Below are 15803 nucleotides of genomic sequence, written 5' to 3'. Positions count from 1 at the left end.
TTTTTATACTCAATTGAAAGATCATTTTTATTAGACTTCTTGCACAAGGTTTAGGAACAGCCCCTATTTTTGTAACACATATTTTCCTGGTGCATCAGGTAAATTCTTATTAATTTTAGGCGGTAAATTCATACCATTTGTTGATTGTTTCACTAGCCAATCATGCCAAGCGATCCACCACGATCCTTTTTTAGTTTCAGCAATTTCTAACCAATGTTTGGGAGAAATATAGGTTTCTTCTTTTTTTTGTTCTCGAATCAAATAACTTCGTCCTGGATGTCCTGGTTCACTAACTATACCGGCATTATGACCTCCATTCGTCAGAACAAAAATAATATCTTCTTGTTTGATCAGCAAATGAGTTTTATACACGGACTTCCATGGGCTGACATGGTCTTTTTCTGTGCTGACTACAAAGGCAGGTAACCTAATATTCTCAGGTGCTATATGTTTTCCTTCAATCGTATACTGTCCTTCGGAGAACTCGTTTTTAAGGAACAATTTTTCAAGATATTCGCTGTGCATTTTATAAGGCATACGTGTTGTATCTGCGTTCCAGGCAAGTAAAGCGATCATTCCTCTTTGTGTTCCATGCATGTAATCTTGAACCATTTTTGACCAAATTAGATCGTATGAGCGAAGCATTTGAAAACTTCCAGCCATGAGTTTGGTATCTAAATAGCCTTGTTCCCACATGATGTTTTCCAAAAAAGATACCTGGCTATTATTAATAAAAAGTAATAGTTCACCAGCTTCGGTAAAATCTCCTTGAGCTGCGAGCAGAGAAAGACTTTTCAGGCGATTGTCATTGTCTTTGGCCATCGTTGCTGCGGTAATCATGGCTAAAGTCCCACCAATGCAATATCCTGCTAAGTGAATTTTTGTGTTGGGAATTAGGGTTGATATTTTATCGATTGCAGCCATAGAGCCTTGACGGTAATAATCATCAATTGCCAAATTTCTGTCTTCAGATGAAGGGTTGAGCCAGGATACTATAAATACTGTATGACCTTGTTGAACCAACCAATTCACTAAGGAGTTTTCAGGGAGAAGATCAAGAATATAATACTTCATAATCCAGGCCGGAATAATGAGTAAAGGTTCTTTATATACTTTTGAGGTTTGTGCTTCATATTGAATGAGCTCAATTAAGTGATTTTTAAAAACCACTTTACCCTTAGTTAAGGCAACTTGTTTTCCTGGGATAAAGTTTTCAACTCCCGCTGGAGGAGTACCAGTCAATTTTTCAATGAAGTCTTGCCAACCCAATTGTGTTCCCCGGATTAGATTTTCTCCTGATGAATTTAATGTTTCCTGTAATAAATCAGGATTAGTCAAAACAAAGTTGGAAGGAGAGATTGCATCAAGGAGTTGTTTTATAGTGAATGATACAATGCGACGGTTGGATTCATTTAATCCAGGAATTTCATTTGCTGCTTTTAAATACCAATCTTCAATTTGTAAAAAGTGCTCTGCCCACAAACGCCATGGATAGAGCGCCCATTTATCCGTATGAAAACGCACATCTTCACCATTCCCAGGCTTTTCTTGGTTTAGGAGCCGTTCAATAAAATCAGAACAATGCAGTAAAGGATAAAAATTTAATTTTAAGAATGTACCTGGAGCTTGTAATAGTTGTGCTCCCCATGAAAAAAATGAGGTTGCTACTGAGGCTGGGCTAATGCTTGCGGTAAATTTTCCCAGGTTAGCCTGATAATATTTATCGATTAAATTAAAGAGATCATACTGAGTCGATGGATTATTTTCTTTGGGGTTTGGTTGTTGCCCACTTGATGCTTTTATTTTTTGTGATAGCTTCTTTTCTTTTAGGACAACTTTGGCCATTTTTTTCATGGTTTCAGTCTTATCACAGTTATTATTATGAAATAGTATAGTCTCTTGGATATTTATTTGTATATTAATCAGTTAAAGTACATACTATGCCCCTTTGGGCTTAGCTCATTTAGCTAATAACTCAGACCCGGTGAATATTTACTAGAACGGTTGGATTTTCTGGCAAGATGTGCCAAATAGGGCTGTTCCTCAGTTGGGGCTGAGCACTTACTATTTTAGCTGCAGTTTCTTGCCTTTCTTAGGACGTAGAATGAAAAATAATAAGAACAACTACCCAAAGTATGGCAGGATTGTTGGAATTTATATCGGAGACCTTTATGCAAAAGTACTTACTTAATACTCTTGTTGTTTTTTTTCTATTTTTATTAGTGGGTTGTCAGTCGAATAAGGCGAGTTCCGGCTTATTTAGTTCTTTTACACCTTTGGCTACTCCGAGTGTCAATTTGGCGCAAACAGTGCAAGAGGCTTTAATGCGTAATGATGATCTTGCTGTGTCACAAGTCCATGTTCAAACAAGACAAGATGTTGTGATTCTTACAGGATATGTGAAAAAAATTCGGCTTAGTGATACTGCAGAACAAATAGCGCGTCAGGTTCCTGGTGTGCGCTCTGTAGAAAATCATATAATTATCCGACAATAGAGTTTAATATTCTCCATTTGTACTATATTTATAAAGGAGGTTAAGTATTATTCAAATGGAGAATAAACATGGCTGACCTAATTCATAATGCCTTGCCAACGTCTAAACGAAAAATTATTTATATTCATCCTGATGATTCTGTGAAAAAAAGCATTGATATGATGACGGAATATGATATAGGTGCATTAGTCGTAGTAGATAATGACAATCAATTAGTAGGGATAGTAAGTGAACGGGATATAGTGCGCTCTTGCTTACATAAGTGCATTAACCTGGAAACAGGAAAGGTTTCAGATGTGGTGCATAAGGATGTTACTATTCTTAGTCCTAATGATACTGTAGAAAAAGCAATGCAAGCTATGACCACAACCAAAAGAAGACATGTATTAATTCGTGATGAAAATAATGAATTTGTGGCCATTTTATCTATAGGTGATTTGCTTTATCACATATTGGAAGACAAATCACGTGTTATAGAGCAATTAGAAAATTACATTCATACCTATTAATAGAGCTTTTAGGGATGATATAGTATCTTTATTTCATGCACCTTATAACTTATATGAAAACAGTCTTCAGATTGCTTCTAATTCTCTTAATAGTTCATGCTCCCGTGTGGGCTGCTGAATCATCGCCCACATGGTATTCCAAGAAAGATAACAAAGTAGTCCTCAATATAGAAATGTTTCTGTCATCTACGTGCTCGCATTGTCAAAAAGCGGATGTATTTTTTCAGGAAGTAGAAGCAAAAAATCCTGATCTTAATGTTCAACGGTATTATATTAATCAGAACAAAGATGCATTGAGTCATTTTTACCAACTATTGAGTGCTCAGCAAATGGATGATTTTGCAGTTCCATCAATTTATATTTGTAATTCGCGTTGGGTTGGATTTACTTCAGCAGAAACCACTGGAAAGGATTTATTGCAAGCAATTAATTATTGTAAGAAACAAATTGAAAATAAAGGTAAATTAACTCAAGAAACAGTGAATGCATTGCGCCATTTGGCAAATGCGAATCGATTTATTACTGGATTGGTAGAAAAACCTTCGAAGTTACATTTTACAACCACTATAGCATTTATGGACTCCTTTAGTCCTTGTGCGTTCTTTTGTTTTGCGGGATTCCTTGCTTTTCTTTTAATTGAAACGCAAAAGAAAAAACAACTTATTGCCAGCCTTTTATTTATTCTTTCTGTAGTGATTGTGCATTATTTTCAACAGGCTTATACCAGTACCTTTTTTGAGTTGTTGCCTTGGATGCGTATTCCGGCTGTATTGTTAGGTTTAACGACTATTTATTTTGTGATGCAATATTATAAAAAACAGCCTCCTATAGCTTTGTATTTTTCACTGGCTTTTTTATTAGGATTGATCACTACAATTTATCAACAAACCTGTGTGATGAATTGGTCTACAATTTTTGAGCAATGGTTAAATGACCAGCATTTATCCAGACAGCAAGAAAGTTTGTATCAATTGCTGTATCAGGGAGTGTACATACTTCCATTGCTTTTGATTTTGCTTGTTTATTTTGTTTTACTTAAGTTTGAGCGTTTTGCTGCATTGCAGACAAAATTAGCCACTATTGGTTTATTGTTCCTACTCGCCATTGCTGTCATTTTAATCGTCTATCCATTCCTATTATCTTACTTTGGAATATCGCTAGTACTTTTATTTATCTTGACGGTTATCGGCTGCTTTTTAAATTTGACTTGATCTTATTTTGATGATTTGGGATTATCATCTTTTTTTGTTTGTAATAGCTCAGACTCTCGATGTTAATACGTACTCGAATGGTTGAATTTAGGCGCAGTTTGTAAGAAGTAATTAGGACATTTTTCTTGCAAGATGTGCTACATACAGCTGTTTCCTGATAGGGCTGAGCGCTTACCTTTGTTTTTTAGGTGATAACATGAGCAAGCCCATTAATATTCCTGTTGTTGTAGAGAGCGGCAAAAAATATAAAACATCTCATGGCGTAACAGCAATTAAGGATGGAGTAAAACCAACGGGGCAAGTTTATGAGCGCTTACCTAAACCTAAATGGTTGCGGGTGATAAATCATACGACCCCCGAGTATCACCAAGTAAAAGAACAAGTCCAAAAGCACCGCTTGGCTACTGTTTGTGAAGAAGCAAAATGCCCTAATATTTCTGAATGTTGGTCACACGGTACAGCAACAATTATGTTAATGGGCGCAGTATGTACGCGTGCATGTCGTTTTTGTGCGGTAGATACCGGAAATCCCCATGGCTGGTTGGATCTGCAAGAACCAGAAAATACAGCAAATACAGTAGCATTAATGAATCTGGACTATGTTGTGCTCACTTCGGTAAACAGAGATGATTTACCCGATGGTGGAGCAAGTCATTACGCACAAACCATCCGTGCGATTAAACAATGTTCTCCCAAAACCAAAGTGGAAGCGCTAACGCCTGATTTTCAAGGCGTAGAACGAGATATAGCAGTATTACTGGATAGCGGTGTTGATGTTTTTGCGCAAAATGTAGAAACAGTAGAGCGTTTGACCCATCCGGTACGTGACAATAGGGCAGGTTATACACAAACATTGAACGTTCTCGCATTTGCAAAACGCTATAGACCCGATGTACTTACTAAAACCAGTTTGATGTTGGGGTTAGGCGAAACAGATGAAGAAATTATTCAAACAATGGATGATTTACGTCGGCATAAAGTAGATATTCTTACTCTGGGACAGTACTTACAACCGACAAAGAACCATTTACCCATTGAGCGTTATGTGACCCCAGAGACTTTTGCCGAATTAAGACAGATCGGATTAAAGAAGGGCTTTTTTGAAGTCGCTTCTGGTCCTTTAGTGCGTTCAAGTTATCGCGCTGACCGAATATTTAAACAAGACAATTTAGGTTTATAAAATTCGATTTCTGGATATCGCGTATAAAGCCTATGCGATCCTCAATAGCTTTACCCAGTTTAGATGTATCACATTATGACTGAATCCCTGCCTACGCAGGGATGCAGCTTTTTAGGCATCGTTGTAGACTGCATATTTTCCTGTTTCAATTTTGTGAGGCTCTCTGAAGCATAAAGTGCAGTTTGTCGCGATAGAACGTATGCATTTAACTTAAGATTTCTCCTTTTTTTCTCATTATTTTTTGCAAAATATAAGCGAGAAAATACATAAGTATACCCAATACTATGGCGCTTACTCCTAAAGCTAAATAATAGTTTTCATAATAAGGGAGACTATCTATGGGAGAGTGAATTGTGTTAGGAATTGCAACCCATGCAGCAATTCTTCCAGATATGGCATGTGCCAGAGAACTGGCAAGGTACCATACCCCCATAGCAAAGGCAAGCGAATTTTTGTCACAATATAAACCTACCATGCTTAAGCCAATGGCACTGACCCATAATTCTGCAATAGAAATGAGAATGTAGGTTAAAGCAATGTAATTGCCATTAATTATTCCATTAACAGTAGTGGTAGCAGCGAATGCCATTACCAAAAGAGCAATACCTGCAAGCGCAGTGCCTGCAGCAAATTGATAGGGGATAGTGAAACGTGGAAATAATTTATAAAAACGAGGCAGTTGGCTGCCAATGGCTAAGATGAGTAAGGGATTCAATATTTGGTAATGAGCTGGTGAAACAGTTAAACCAAATAAATTATGGTCTGAATTATTTTCGGCAAATAAAATTAATGTGCTATTCATTTGGTTGTAGATAACAAAAAATACTACTGCTTCAACAATGAGCAATAAAGCAATTATTTGTTTGTCCCGTACAATACCTTTAAGCGTTAGAGTTTTTCTTAAAAACCATATTATTCCTATGCCGCAACCTGAGGCGATGATGGTGCTGGCAACGTAAACATGGGAATAAGCAAATAAAGTCAGCATATAAATAGTAATTATATAGGCAATTAAACGAAGTACACCTGATTGAGAAAATTTAGATTGATCTTTACCCCAAATGACATTTTCATAAATGGAGTAGCGTTTCGCAAAATTTAAAGCCGCGATTGATTTACCTACAAATGTCAAAGTAAGAATAGAAAGCGGACCATAACGGCTTTCAAAAAGCAACGGGGCAATTAAGGTGGCTAATAATGCGCCGACATTTATTGCTATATAATAATAGGTCATAGCTGATTTCGCTTTGACGGCATCATCTGAATAAATATGTGATACCATACTTGAAGAAGTTCCCATTAAAAGGGAGTTGGTGGCAGGTATAAATGCATAAGCGGCAATGAAAAATGTATCTCCCAGGGAGTTTACTGTGTATCCACTGATCATAAGGAGCAAATAAGCGCAAGCTAATAGAATACTCCCAAGAAGAATGGATCGCCTAATTCCTACTACGGTATCAGCCATGTAGCCACCGAGCATAGGCATTAGATAACCCATTGCATGAGCTACTCCAATAAAAGCGTATGCTTTGGCTTGGCTATAACCCAAACCTTGAGACCATACGGGACGAGTTAAAAATAAAACCAATATGGTATTGAGTGCATATACTGAGAATTGGCTCCAAAAAGTAATAAATATGATGTTGTTGGCTTGTTTTTGTCGCAGAGCTAATTCAGGCAAATAATTTTTCACTTCTTGTGAAATCATTTTTCTTACCTCGCCACCTAAAGATAATTATCAGGTTATCATTTTCTGGCAAGAACGACATCAATTATATGAGTATCATGGTAGGGGAATGTGAAGATTTTGCTAAAAAGACGCTTAATCCTTTGGAGCAAAAAAATTTTTGGCAACATCCTAATGGATAAAGTATTGAGAAACCAGGTTCCTTCAATACCAAAAAGTGCCAATTCATCAATAGTATTTAGGGTAATGGGTATTTCCAAACGTTGATGTGCGATGACTTCAAATTGATTTTGTTTAAATGCCTGCATCAATTCATTGTTATTTGCAGCAACTGTAGTATTTTTTACAATGGATTTGTAATAATGGCCAACCATACTACTTAAAATTGAATCTTCTGTAATAAATTCAGCTAAACGTTGTTGCGCTACGGGAAAGGAATCATAAGTTGTGGTAATCATTGAAAAATGACCATTTGCACGAGTCAGTAATTTGGCCTCATGAAATAAAACCTTAATTGGAATATAAGCATTAATAAAGTGTGCCAGAATTAAATCTTGGCTGTGAGGCGGTAAGAACTTACTTGCTTTTGCGGCGCTGCCTTCTATCGTGATCAGAGGTAACGTTTCACGGGCGTGTTTCAACATTTCTGAAGAAACATCAATTCCAGTAAATTCTGCTTTTGGCATAATTTGTTGCAGTTTTTTTAGAAATGCACCATCACCAACGCCCAAATCAAGAACTTTATAATGTGGTTTCATTCCCAAATAAAAGTGCTTCATTTGTTCAATTGCTACTTGATGGCTTTGACTAATCGCACCAAAACGATTGGCCATAGTATAGTTTTCAGTGATGTCGTTGTACATGGCCTTCAAGGACATGCAAAATTTCCTGTTTAAAAAGGTTTGGTAAGTATATCTCTAAATGGAGGAGATTTGCGACTGCTGATTAAGGAAAAATTATTTAATTCCTTTTTATTGACTTTCTAATACCTAGTTAATATCTGGTTTTATGAATCCTATTCGTATGTACATTAGCCTAAAAAAGTCAATTAAAGTATTTGATAATAAATAGGGTTATTCGCTCGAGGTCATCTAAAATATAGCCTCGTTAACTCTCAATTAGAGAGGCTAATTGATTTTAGAAATGAAATAATTCACAATTTTTTGGCCAAAACAGGTAAAAAGAGGCATATTTCCTAGTTTTCTTAATACTCTGTTAATAATCAGAGTGTAAAATTAAACTCGTATAACAAATATTAGTTTGTTTTTAGACCGTTTTTTGGCTATCAAGAACACCATGGATAGCGTTCTGTGGAGGAATAGGTAGCTGCTTTGTTAGGGAGATTTATATGTTAATTTTGACTCGGCGTATCGGTGAAACCTTAATCATTGGTGATGATGTTAATATTACCGTGTTAGGTGTAAAAGGTAATCAAGTTCGCCTAGGTATTAATGCACCTAAAGATGTATCTGTCCATCGTGAAGAAATTTATTTGCGCATACAACAAGAAAAACAATCAGACGAATCTGAAGAAGCAGTATAAAATCGATTTCCTCGCAGTCATCCAGTTCCGGGCACTTAAAAATGCTCGGGACAAACTTAATTTTTCTTTGTTCCCATCTTTAATTTGTAATCCTCTACAGTTTTTCATGAAGTGATGTATCTCCTGATGAGAGAAAGTGCTGTGTACCTGATTCATCTTGCAGTATTAATTGCCCAAACTGATTAATGCCGCAAGCAATCCCAGATAAAGTATTTAAAGACTGAGTCACTTTGATGCTTTTTCCAAAAAGATAATCCGATTTATTCCATTCATCCATAAAGGAGTTAAGATCATGGTGAATAAATTTGCTTACATAGTGTTCCAAATTGGTAATCAATCTTGCAATAAGGACATTCCGATCAAAATGCTTTTTAGTTATTTCATATAAGGAACACCAAGGTTTATCTGGAAGGGGATGATTCTCTGTATCAGTATTCACGTTTAAACCAATACCGATGATAACTTGAACATTGCCATTGGATTCAGCCAATATTTCAATCAGGCTACCGCATAGTTTTTTGTGGGTCCATAGAATATCATTGGGCCATTTAATTTTGATATGAGATGAGATGTCAAATTCATTTAAAGTTGCCAGAACAGCCAAGCTGCTTACCAAACTTAATCCCGAAAGTTTGGTAAGATCATAGTTAAGATTCCAGCGACTGGAACAATAAAGATTTTCACCGAAGGGTGAGTGCCAGTGTCTGCCAAATCGACCTCTGCCTTGGGTTTGAATTTCGGTACAACAAATATCAACGGTATTTGAGGGAGGTAAATCCTTAAGATAGCGATTTGTTGAATCAATGGAAGTGAATAGATGTAAATTGAAAGGGTTCGATTGTTTTTGTAGGGCAAGATGTTCCATAATTTGTTGTTTATTTAATAGAATCAACTGATTGGGAAGTTGGTAACCCTGATGCCTTATTCGTTTTATAGGGATTCCTGATGCGATTAAATGATTGATTTGTTTCCAAATGGCCGAGCGAGTGATACCCAAATTTGCCCCTAATTCAGAACCACTATGGCAGTTGCCATCGCCAAGTAATTGTAATAATGTGAGTTGTGCCTGTGTGAAGTGCATTGATATAAACCTAAAAAATCAATTGAGTATTTTGCTGCAGATTAATAAATCCATGTCTAATTTCCCTCACAGTAGGGTGATGGCATAAAGCACCACTGCAAGCCACTTCTGGCATAAAAGAACGCAATTGCCATGTCATATTATGTAATGGGTCATTTACTAATTGCTTGGTTGGCATAGATATAGGGACACTAAAATTTTTGGTTGGATAAGAAAGGCCTAAACCGCAGGCTTTGATAAAGGCTTCTTTTTGGGCCCAAACATGAAAGAAAATGGCTGGTTTGAGGGCAAGAGGAACTTTAATAAATTCTTCATATTCTTGACCAGAAAATAAACTTTTTGCAATTCCTTCATAAGGTCGAGCAGAATACTTTTCTATATCCACACCCATGGGAAAGTTTTTTCCCACTGCAAGAAGCGCCAAGTCACCCGTATGACTTATATTAAATTGCAACTTTGCTGCATTAATGACTTCAGGTTTGCCGTGGTTATTATAAGCAAATTCCAGTTGTTTTGCTGGCATATTGAGATAGCTTGCTAAAATGATTCTCATAGTTGCTCGGGCAGTAGAGAAACGGCGTTTGTGCCTACTGAAATAAAATCGTTCCGCACGGGTTTGCTCTTCAGAACTTAGTAGTTCATATGCATTTTCTATTTCATGTGCTAAAGAAAATTGCCAAAGATCAATTCGAGCTTCATTTAAGATGCAGTTTTCTGTATTTAAAGGGTTGAATTCGGTAATGATCATATGCTTGTTTGAATCTGGCATCAATTGTCGGTTAGGGTTATCATATACCATGATATTTAATTCACCAAAGAGTATTCAATGAGCCGACAATTTTTGGATTTTGAGCAACCCATCGAAGAGTTGAATCAGAAAATTGAAGCACTTCGCATGGTAGGTCATGATAACGAAGTGAATTTAAGTGATGAAATAGCACGACTTCAAGCCAAATGTTCTGAGTTAACCTCTCAAGTTTTTTCAAACTTGGAGCCTTGGCAAATCGCACAAATGGCAAGACATCCGCTTAGACCACAGACTACAGATTATATTGAACGTATTTTTACTGATTTTCAGGAACTGCATGGTGACCGAAGTTGTTCGTCAGCTCCTGCAATTATTGGTGGTTTGGCGCGTTTGAATGGTGAGCCAGTTATGGTACTTGGTCATCAAAAAGGTAAACGGACTAAAGAAAAGGTATATCGTAATTTTGGTATGGCGCGTCCGGAAGAGTATCGAAAAGCCTTACGTTTGATGAATATGGCTGAGAAATTCAAATTACCTATTTTTACTTTTATTGATACAGCCGGCGCATATCCTGGAATTGGTGCTGAAGAGCGTAACCAATCTGAAGCAATTGCTCGCAATCTTTTCGTGATGTCACGTCTTAAAACGCCAATTATTTGTGTGGTAACAGGAGAAGCAGGATCAGGTGGTGCGTTAGCAATTGGTGTTGGTGATCGTGTGTTAATGCTCCAATTCAGTATTTATTCAGTAATTTCTCCTGAGGGTTGTGCTTCGATTCTATGGAAAGATGCGTCTAAAGCAAGTGAAGCTGCTCGCGCAATGAGGATTACCGCGGATAAGATTTTGGAAAATAAGTTAATTGATATGGTTATTCCTGAACCGTTAGGAGGGGCTCATCGTAATGTCGATGAAATGGCCGCACGTTTGAAGGAAATTTTAGTTAGCGAATTGAGTGTCTTAAAGAAATTATCTTTGGAACAGTTGGTCGAAGAGAGGTATAAAAAATTTATGGCTATGGGAGCAAGTGATTAAACCTTTATTGAGCACCGAGTGGTTTTCTCGCCTAAGTCATTTTAATAAATTAATTATAGGTTTTAGTGGTGGGCTTGACTCAACAGTGCTTTTGCATGTTCTTGCTTCCCACCCGGCCTTGCTTGCTAAATTAATCGCGGTACATGTAAATCATGGTATTAGTGAGCATGCCCCCTGTTGGCAATTACATTGCCAACAGTTTTGCCAGAATTTAGGTATCCCTTTAATTACTCAGTCTGTGCAATTTGATCGCTCAGCCAATGTAGAAGAGGGGGCACGCATTGCTCGGTATGCAGTTTTTTCTTCTTTGCTTGCAGAAGATGATTGCTTAATTTTAGGACATCATTTAAACGATCAAGCAGAAACAGTTCTTTTGCAACTGTTTCGAGGTTCCGGAGTGGATGGTTTGGCTGCTATGCCTGATTTTGGGCAATTGGAACTGGGAAAAATTGCCAGGCCTTTTTTAACTCATTCCCGAGAACAATTGGAACATTATGCTGCCTTTCATCAATTGAGCTGGATAGAAGATGAGAGCAATGAGGATACCAGCTATTCTCGAAATTACTTACGTCAACAAATTATGCCTTTGTTGCAAAGAAAATGGCCTGGAGTTGTAGGTAATATTGCAAGAACAGCACTTCATTGCCAGCAGGCTAAAAGAAATCTGGATATGTTGGCAACTCAAGATATGACGTTGCAAGAAAACCTCGAAAAATTAACAAGCAACTCTTTATTGATTACACCATTAAAAGCACTCGGCCGAGATCGAATAGCAAATGTGCTTCGAGTATGGTTGAAAAACAATCAAATCCAATTGCCTTCAACTGTGACTTTTTGGCGTTTGATTGATGAAGTGATCTTTGCTAGTCCAGATGCGACTCCAGTAGTGAGTTGGGGCGAAGTAACTGTGCGCCGTTATCAAAAGCATTTATATTTAGATAAAAAAAATGCAAATAATTTATCCTCCTGTATCAGAACTCTTTCGAAACGCGCTGCAACGCAAGAAATGCGAGAAGACTCGAAACGCAGCACCGAAGCCTACATGAAGAAGTCACTTGAAGATTCGAGCGCCGTATCGACGAAGCAGGCCTGCTCTACAATAGAATTTCGAAAGGGGTTCATTGAGTGGTCTGCATTTCCTTTACCTTTAGTGATACCCGATGCAAGCATTAATTTATTGGCAAAAAAAGCCAAGCAGGGTTTGGTTATTCCTACTGATACAAAAGTATTTGTTCGATTTAGACAAGGTGGCGAAGAGTTTTCTTTGCATGGACAGACTAAGCGTTTAAAAAAGTTATTCCAAGAGTGGGGGGTTCCTCCTTGGTTAAGAGAGCGAATTCCTCTAATTTATTTTAATGATAAACTAGCGGCAGTAGTCGGTTATGCAATGAGTGATTTGTTTTTTATCAAAGAATGTTCTGAGGCTTGGATTTTTGTTAATTGCTCCTTTTAATCTTATGTTATTTCTAATTATTTGAGTACTTGTGCTCCATTCGTTAAAAGAATGTCTTTTCTGTTAGTTTTTTTACTCATGCTCGTTAAGTTTTTTATATGAGATTAAATCCTCCTCATTCCTATGTTTTAAGTTTTATTATGTGCTAGAAAATTGCGCTTATATGAAAAGATATAAAAAGAAAAATTTTGATCAAATTGATATTTTGATTCTTTTATCAAAAACTGCTTTATTTTTTATTAATTTTGATTTAATTAATATAAATAAAATAATTAAAAATCAACCTGGTTATATCATGAAAAATATTTCAGCGATTCAAGAATTGTTAGCACTGAGTGGGAAACCAGGCAATGTACCTGTAGACCTCATGGCATTTTTTTTATATTTAAAAAAAATAAAACGGTTAGAAAAATCAGGAGATAATTTTAATGCATTCGCTATGAGCACTGACGAAATGGAATGGTTTTCTGAGATTATTGAACACATGATTGGGTACAGTGAAAAAGATTTGCGTTTTCAGATTGCTATTGCAAAATGGGACGGAAGCGAACAAATAAACCATTGGTCCTTTTTGGAGTTTAATTTTATAGGATCCCAAAATCCACCTTCTTTAGATATTTTGATTTGTGATCCACTAGGTTTTATGCAATCACTCGTTTTAGCTAATTTATTAAGCAACATGATGAAGTTTGGTATTTTGAGTAAATTATGCCCTCTAAAAATCTATATTCCCGTAGATATTTTACAAGCAGCGGGTCGTACATGTCCTTATTTTGTGACGGACAGTATCTCGATGTTATCCAATCAAAATAAGTACTGTCCAGTTTATGATTATATGAATACTCATCAACAGGAGAATGAAACGGACAAAGCAATTAGTACATTAAAAAGTTTTCGTGAATCCATGTCGTCATTCGTAGAAGAAGATCTTGATGATGTATATAGTTTTGACTTAGTGGTTGGTCATTTACCTGCCAGGCTCTTACGAACAAAACATTCTGTAACTGATTTAGAAAATGAAGTTCAAAATTCTGCGGAACATAGAGACGAAATTGTTAACAGTAAGGGTGAGACTGCGTGGGTATCCATTAGTAAAAATTTATTTTTTGTTAAAGATCGTACAGGAGATAACAAGTATCGGAATATGAGAGTGAACAAGAAGATGGAAAAATTGGGGGAAAATGTAAAAGAAATATCCTCCACATTAAATTCAGAGGAGGATATTCAATTGTTCTTTGAAGCAGTGCACAGGCATCGACTATTTAGTTTAGAAAAATTGATAGGAAAAACTGCTAAAACATTCGGTTATACTTATTCTTAGCATTCAGGTAAATTAACAGCCAATCCCCCCATCGAGGTTTCTTTATAAATACTTTGCATGTCCATTCCTGTTTGTTTCATGGTCTTGATTACTTTATCTAGAGAAATTTGGTGTTGACCATCACCAATGAGTGCCATTCGTGTTGCATTCACTGCTTTTACTGCACCCATAGCATTGCGTTCAATACAAGGTATTTGTACTAAACCCAAGACTGGATCACAGGTCATACCCAAATGATGTTCCATGGCAATTTCTGCAGCATTTTCCACTTGAGCAACGGTTCCTCCCAGAACTGCTGTAAGACCTGCTGCAGCCATAGAGGAAGCAACACCAACTTCGCCTTGGCATCCCACTTCGGCCCCAGAAATGGAAGCTCCTTTTTTATAAAGTATGCCTATAGCTGCGGCAGTAAGGAAATAGGTGTAAATGTCTTCATCACTCATTTTATCGTGTGCATGCTGGCAATATTTTAGTACCGCTGGAATAATGCCTGCAGCACCATTAGTTGGTGCGGTAACGATGCGTCCACCAGCTGCATTTTCTTCATTGACTGCCATGGCATAAAGATTTAACCAATTCATAATATCGGATTGCTCAAAAACGCTTTTTACTCCTTTTTCATTCATAAGTTTTTTATATAAATCAGGAGCGCGTCTTTTTAAATTAAGCCCTCCAGGTAATATGCCATCGTGTTTACATCCATTGGCAATACAATCATCCATGACCTTGGCAATTGCCAAAATACCTTTATGGATATCTTCTGTGCTACGCCAGGTTTTTTCATTAATTAACATTAATTCCGCTATGGTTAAATTATTTTTCTGACACAGTTCTAGAAGTTGGGCTGCTGTTGAAAATGGGTATGGAGGAGGGTTTGTATCTTCAGTGGCTTTGGAAAAATCTTCTTCAGTAGTAATAAAGCCACCGCCAATTGAGTAATAAATCTGTGCAATTAATAAATTGTTCTGGTTATCAAAAGCAGAAAAACGCATTCCATTAGAATGTTTTGGCAAAAGTTCTTTTTGTAAAAAAAGAAAATCAGTTGCTTCGTTAAAGTTAATATTTTTCTTACCTGCCAGGTTTAACGTATGGGAGTCGATGATTTCATGCATACGAGGCACCATAGACTCGGGGACAACAGTTTTGGGAGCCTTATTTTCCAGCCCATTTAAAATGGCTTTATCTGTCCCATGACCTTTTCCGGTTAAAGCCAGCGAACCATAAAGTTCGGTTTTAACCCGGTGAACTTGATTCATGAGTTGTTTGTCTTCCAGTAATTTTAAGAAAGCATTAGCAGCAAGCATCGGCCCTACAGTATGCGAGCTTGATGGGCCAATTCCAATGGAAAATAAATCAAATACACTGATATTCATGTGGGATAATCTCTTGTTACAATTAGTGCAAAGTGTAGAGAAATCTTAATTATTTGTCTATTTTAATTATAGTGGACTATTTTCTTTAATGATTTGTCGTGCATCCTTTCCTGGATTAGTCTATAAATTGATATGCATTAAGATTATCCTTAATGTAAGGAGCTTTATAA

The 15803-nt window shown here is 36.8% G+C and carries 14 protein-coding genes; 8 read left to right on the top strand and 6 right to left on the bottom strand.

Annotated elements, in window-relative coordinates; translation table 11 throughout:
• Positions 1-63 precede the first annotated feature (63 nt).
• A complete protein-coding gene (locus tag DY223_RS11065) occupies positions 64-1854 on the bottom strand; it encodes a PHA/PHB synthase family protein (RefSeq protein ID WP_058459414.1) in 1791 nt (596 codons plus the stop codon).
• Positions 1855-2171: 317 nt separating this feature from the next.
• On the opposite strand from DY223_RS11065, the gene DY223_RS11060 reads away from it, so the two are divergent.
• The 4 genes from DY223_RS11060 to lipA all read left to right on the top strand — a co-directional run bounded on the left by DY223_RS11060 (position 2172) and on the right by lipA (position 5395).
• The gene (locus DY223_RS11060) at positions 2172-2495 is read left to right on the top strand and encodes a BON domain-containing protein (protein ID WP_058459413.1); all 324 of its coding nucleotides are present in this window, start codon (positions 2172-2174) and stop codon (positions 2493-2495) included.
• Positions 2496-2563: 68 nt separating this feature from the next.
• A complete protein-coding gene (locus tag DY223_RS11055) occupies positions 2564-3004 on the top strand; it encodes a CBS domain-containing protein (protein ID WP_058459412.1) in 441 nt (146 codons plus the stop codon).
• Positions 3005-3057: 53 nt separating this feature from the next.
• The gene (locus DY223_RS11050) at positions 3058-4215 is read left to right on the top strand and encodes a thioredoxin domain-containing protein (protein ID WP_115684363.1); all 1158 of its coding nucleotides are present in this window, start codon (positions 3058-3060) and stop codon (positions 4213-4215) included.
• A gap of 196 nt (positions 4216-4411) precedes the next feature.
• Positions 4412-5395 (top strand): lipoyl synthase, encoded by a 984-nt coding sequence (lipA, locus tag DY223_RS11045; protein WP_058459410.1) that lies wholly within the window; start codon positions 4412-4414, stop codon positions 5393-5395.
• A 205-nt stretch (positions 5396-5600) separates the two neighbouring features.
• Here lipA and DY223_RS11040 read toward each other — a convergent pair whose 3' ends face one another.
• Together DY223_RS11040 and DY223_RS11035 are read right to left on the bottom strand one after the other, a co-directional pair.
• Positions 5601-7103 carry a peptide MFS transporter gene (locus DY223_RS11040; protein WP_058459409.1) on the bottom strand — a complete coding sequence of 501 codons (1503 nt, stop codon included), beginning with the start codon at positions 7101-7103 and terminating at the stop codon, positions 5601-5603.
• Positions 7104-7141: 38 nt separating this feature from the next.
• The gene (locus DY223_RS11035; RefSeq protein ID WP_058459408.1) at positions 7142-7960 is read right to left on the bottom strand and encodes a class I SAM-dependent methyltransferase; all 819 of its coding nucleotides are present in this window, start codon (positions 7958-7960) and stop codon (positions 7142-7144) included.
• Between the two features lie 470 nt (positions 7961-8430).
• Between DY223_RS11035 and csrA the strand changes: the two genes are divergently transcribed.
• Positions 8431-8625, top strand: coding sequence for a carbon storage regulator CsrA (gene csrA / locus DY223_RS11030; RefSeq protein ID WP_010654169.1), 195 nt, complete (start codon positions 8431-8433; stop codon positions 8623-8625).
• A 94-nt stretch (positions 8626-8719) separates the two neighbouring features.
• Here csrA and DY223_RS11025 read toward each other — a convergent pair whose 3' ends face one another.
• Together DY223_RS11025 and DY223_RS11020 are read right to left on the bottom strand one after the other, a co-directional pair.
• Positions 8720-9706, bottom strand: a complete 987-nt coding sequence (locus DY223_RS11025; protein ID WP_058459407.1) for a biotin--[acetyl-CoA-carboxylase] ligase — start codon at positions 9704-9706, stop codon at positions 8720-8722.
• Between the two features lie 10 nt (positions 9707-9716).
• Entirely contained in the window at positions 9717-10454 is a 738-nt protein-coding gene (locus DY223_RS11020) for a 4'-phosphopantetheinyl transferase family protein (RefSeq protein ID WP_058459964.1), read from the bottom strand.
• Between the two features lie 78 nt (positions 10455-10532).
• Between DY223_RS11020 and DY223_RS11015 the strand changes: the two genes are divergently transcribed.
• The 3 genes from DY223_RS11015 to DY223_RS11000 all read left to right on the top strand — a co-directional run bounded on the left by DY223_RS11015 (position 10533) and on the right by DY223_RS11000 (position 14260).
• The gene (locus DY223_RS11015; protein WP_058459406.1) at positions 10533-11486 is read left to right on the top strand and encodes an acetyl-CoA carboxylase carboxyltransferase subunit alpha; all 954 of its coding nucleotides are present in this window, start codon (positions 10533-10535) and stop codon (positions 11484-11486) included.
• On the top strand, positions 11479-12939 hold the full coding sequence (gene tilS, locus DY223_RS11010) for a tRNA lysidine(34) synthetase TilS (protein WP_058459405.1): 1461 nt from the start codon (positions 11479-11481) through the stop codon (positions 12937-12939). The genes DY223_RS11015 and tilS overlap by 8 nt, the downstream gene beginning before the upstream one ends.
• A 163-nt stretch (positions 12940-13102) precedes the next feature.
• On the top strand, positions 13103-14260 hold the full coding sequence (locus DY223_RS11000; protein WP_235810513.1) for a hypothetical protein: 1158 nt from the start codon (positions 13103-13105) through the stop codon (positions 14258-14260).
• Here DY223_RS11000 and DY223_RS10995 read toward each other — a convergent pair.
• The gene (locus tag DY223_RS10995) at positions 14257-15633 is read right to left on the bottom strand and encodes an L-serine ammonia-lyase (protein ID WP_058459404.1); all 1377 of its coding nucleotides are present in this window, start codon (positions 15631-15633) and stop codon (positions 14257-14259) included. The genes DY223_RS11000 and DY223_RS10995 overlap by 4 nt on opposite strands.
• Between the last annotated feature and the right edge of the window lie 170 nt (positions 15634-15803).

This window comes from Legionella bozemanae, assembly GCF_900450575.1.
Classification (GTDB): domain Bacteria; phylum Pseudomonadota; class Gammaproteobacteria; order Legionellales; family Legionellaceae; genus Legionella; species Legionella bozemanae.
The sequence above is the reverse complement of the archived record's forward strand: the minus strand, read 5'-3'. Positions and strand labels throughout refer to the sequence as shown.

What these genes read in the sequence shown, in the direction of transcription:
- DY223_RS11065 (WP_058459414.1), bottom strand. Translation starts at nt 1,854, where the DNA reads ATGAAAAAAATGGCCAAAGTTGTCCTAAAAGAAAAGAAGCTATCACAA.
- DY223_RS11060 (WP_058459413.1), top strand. Translation starts at nt 2,172, where the DNA reads ATGCAAAAGTACTTACTTAATACTCTTGTTGTTTTTTTTCTATTTTTA.
- DY223_RS11055 (WP_058459412.1), top strand. Translation starts at nt 2,564, where the DNA reads ATGGCTGACCTAATTCATAATGCCTTGCCAACGTCTAAACGAAAAATT.
- DY223_RS11050 (WP_115684363.1), top strand. Translation starts at nt 3,058, where the DNA reads ATGAAAACAGTCTTCAGATTGCTTCTAATTCTCTTAATAGTTCATGCT.
- lipA (WP_058459410.1), top strand. Translation starts at nt 4,412, where the DNA reads ATGAGCAAGCCCATTAATATTCCTGTTGTTGTAGAGAGCGGCAAAAAA.
- DY223_RS11040 (WP_058459409.1), bottom strand. Translation starts at nt 7,103, where the DNA reads ATGATTTCACAAGAAGTGAAAAATTATTTGCCTGAATTAGCTCTGCGA.
- DY223_RS11035 (WP_058459408.1), bottom strand. Translation starts at nt 7,960, where the DNA reads ATGTCCTTGAAGGCCATGTACAACGACATCACTGAAAACTATACTATG.
- csrA (WP_010654169.1), top strand. Translation starts at nt 8,431, where the DNA reads ATGTTAATTTTGACTCGGCGTATCGGTGAAACCTTAATCATTGGTGAT.
- DY223_RS11025 (WP_058459407.1), bottom strand. Translation starts at nt 9,706, where the DNA reads ATGCACTTCACACAGGCACAACTCACATTATTACAATTACTTGGCGAT.
- DY223_RS11020 (WP_058459964.1), bottom strand. Translation starts at nt 10,454, where the DNA reads ATGATCATTACCGAATTCAACCCTTTAAATACAGAAAACTGCATCTTA.
- DY223_RS11015 (WP_058459406.1), top strand. Translation starts at nt 10,533, where the DNA reads ATGAGCCGACAATTTTTGGATTTTGAGCAACCCATCGAAGAGTTGAAT.
- DY223_RS11000 (WP_235810513.1), top strand. Translation starts at nt 13,103, where the DNA reads ATGAAAAGATATAAAAAGAAAAATTTTGATCAAATTGATATTTTGATT.
- DY223_RS10995 (WP_058459404.1), bottom strand. Translation starts at nt 15,633, where the DNA reads ATGAATATCAGTGTATTTGATTTATTTTCCATTGGAATTGGCCCATCA.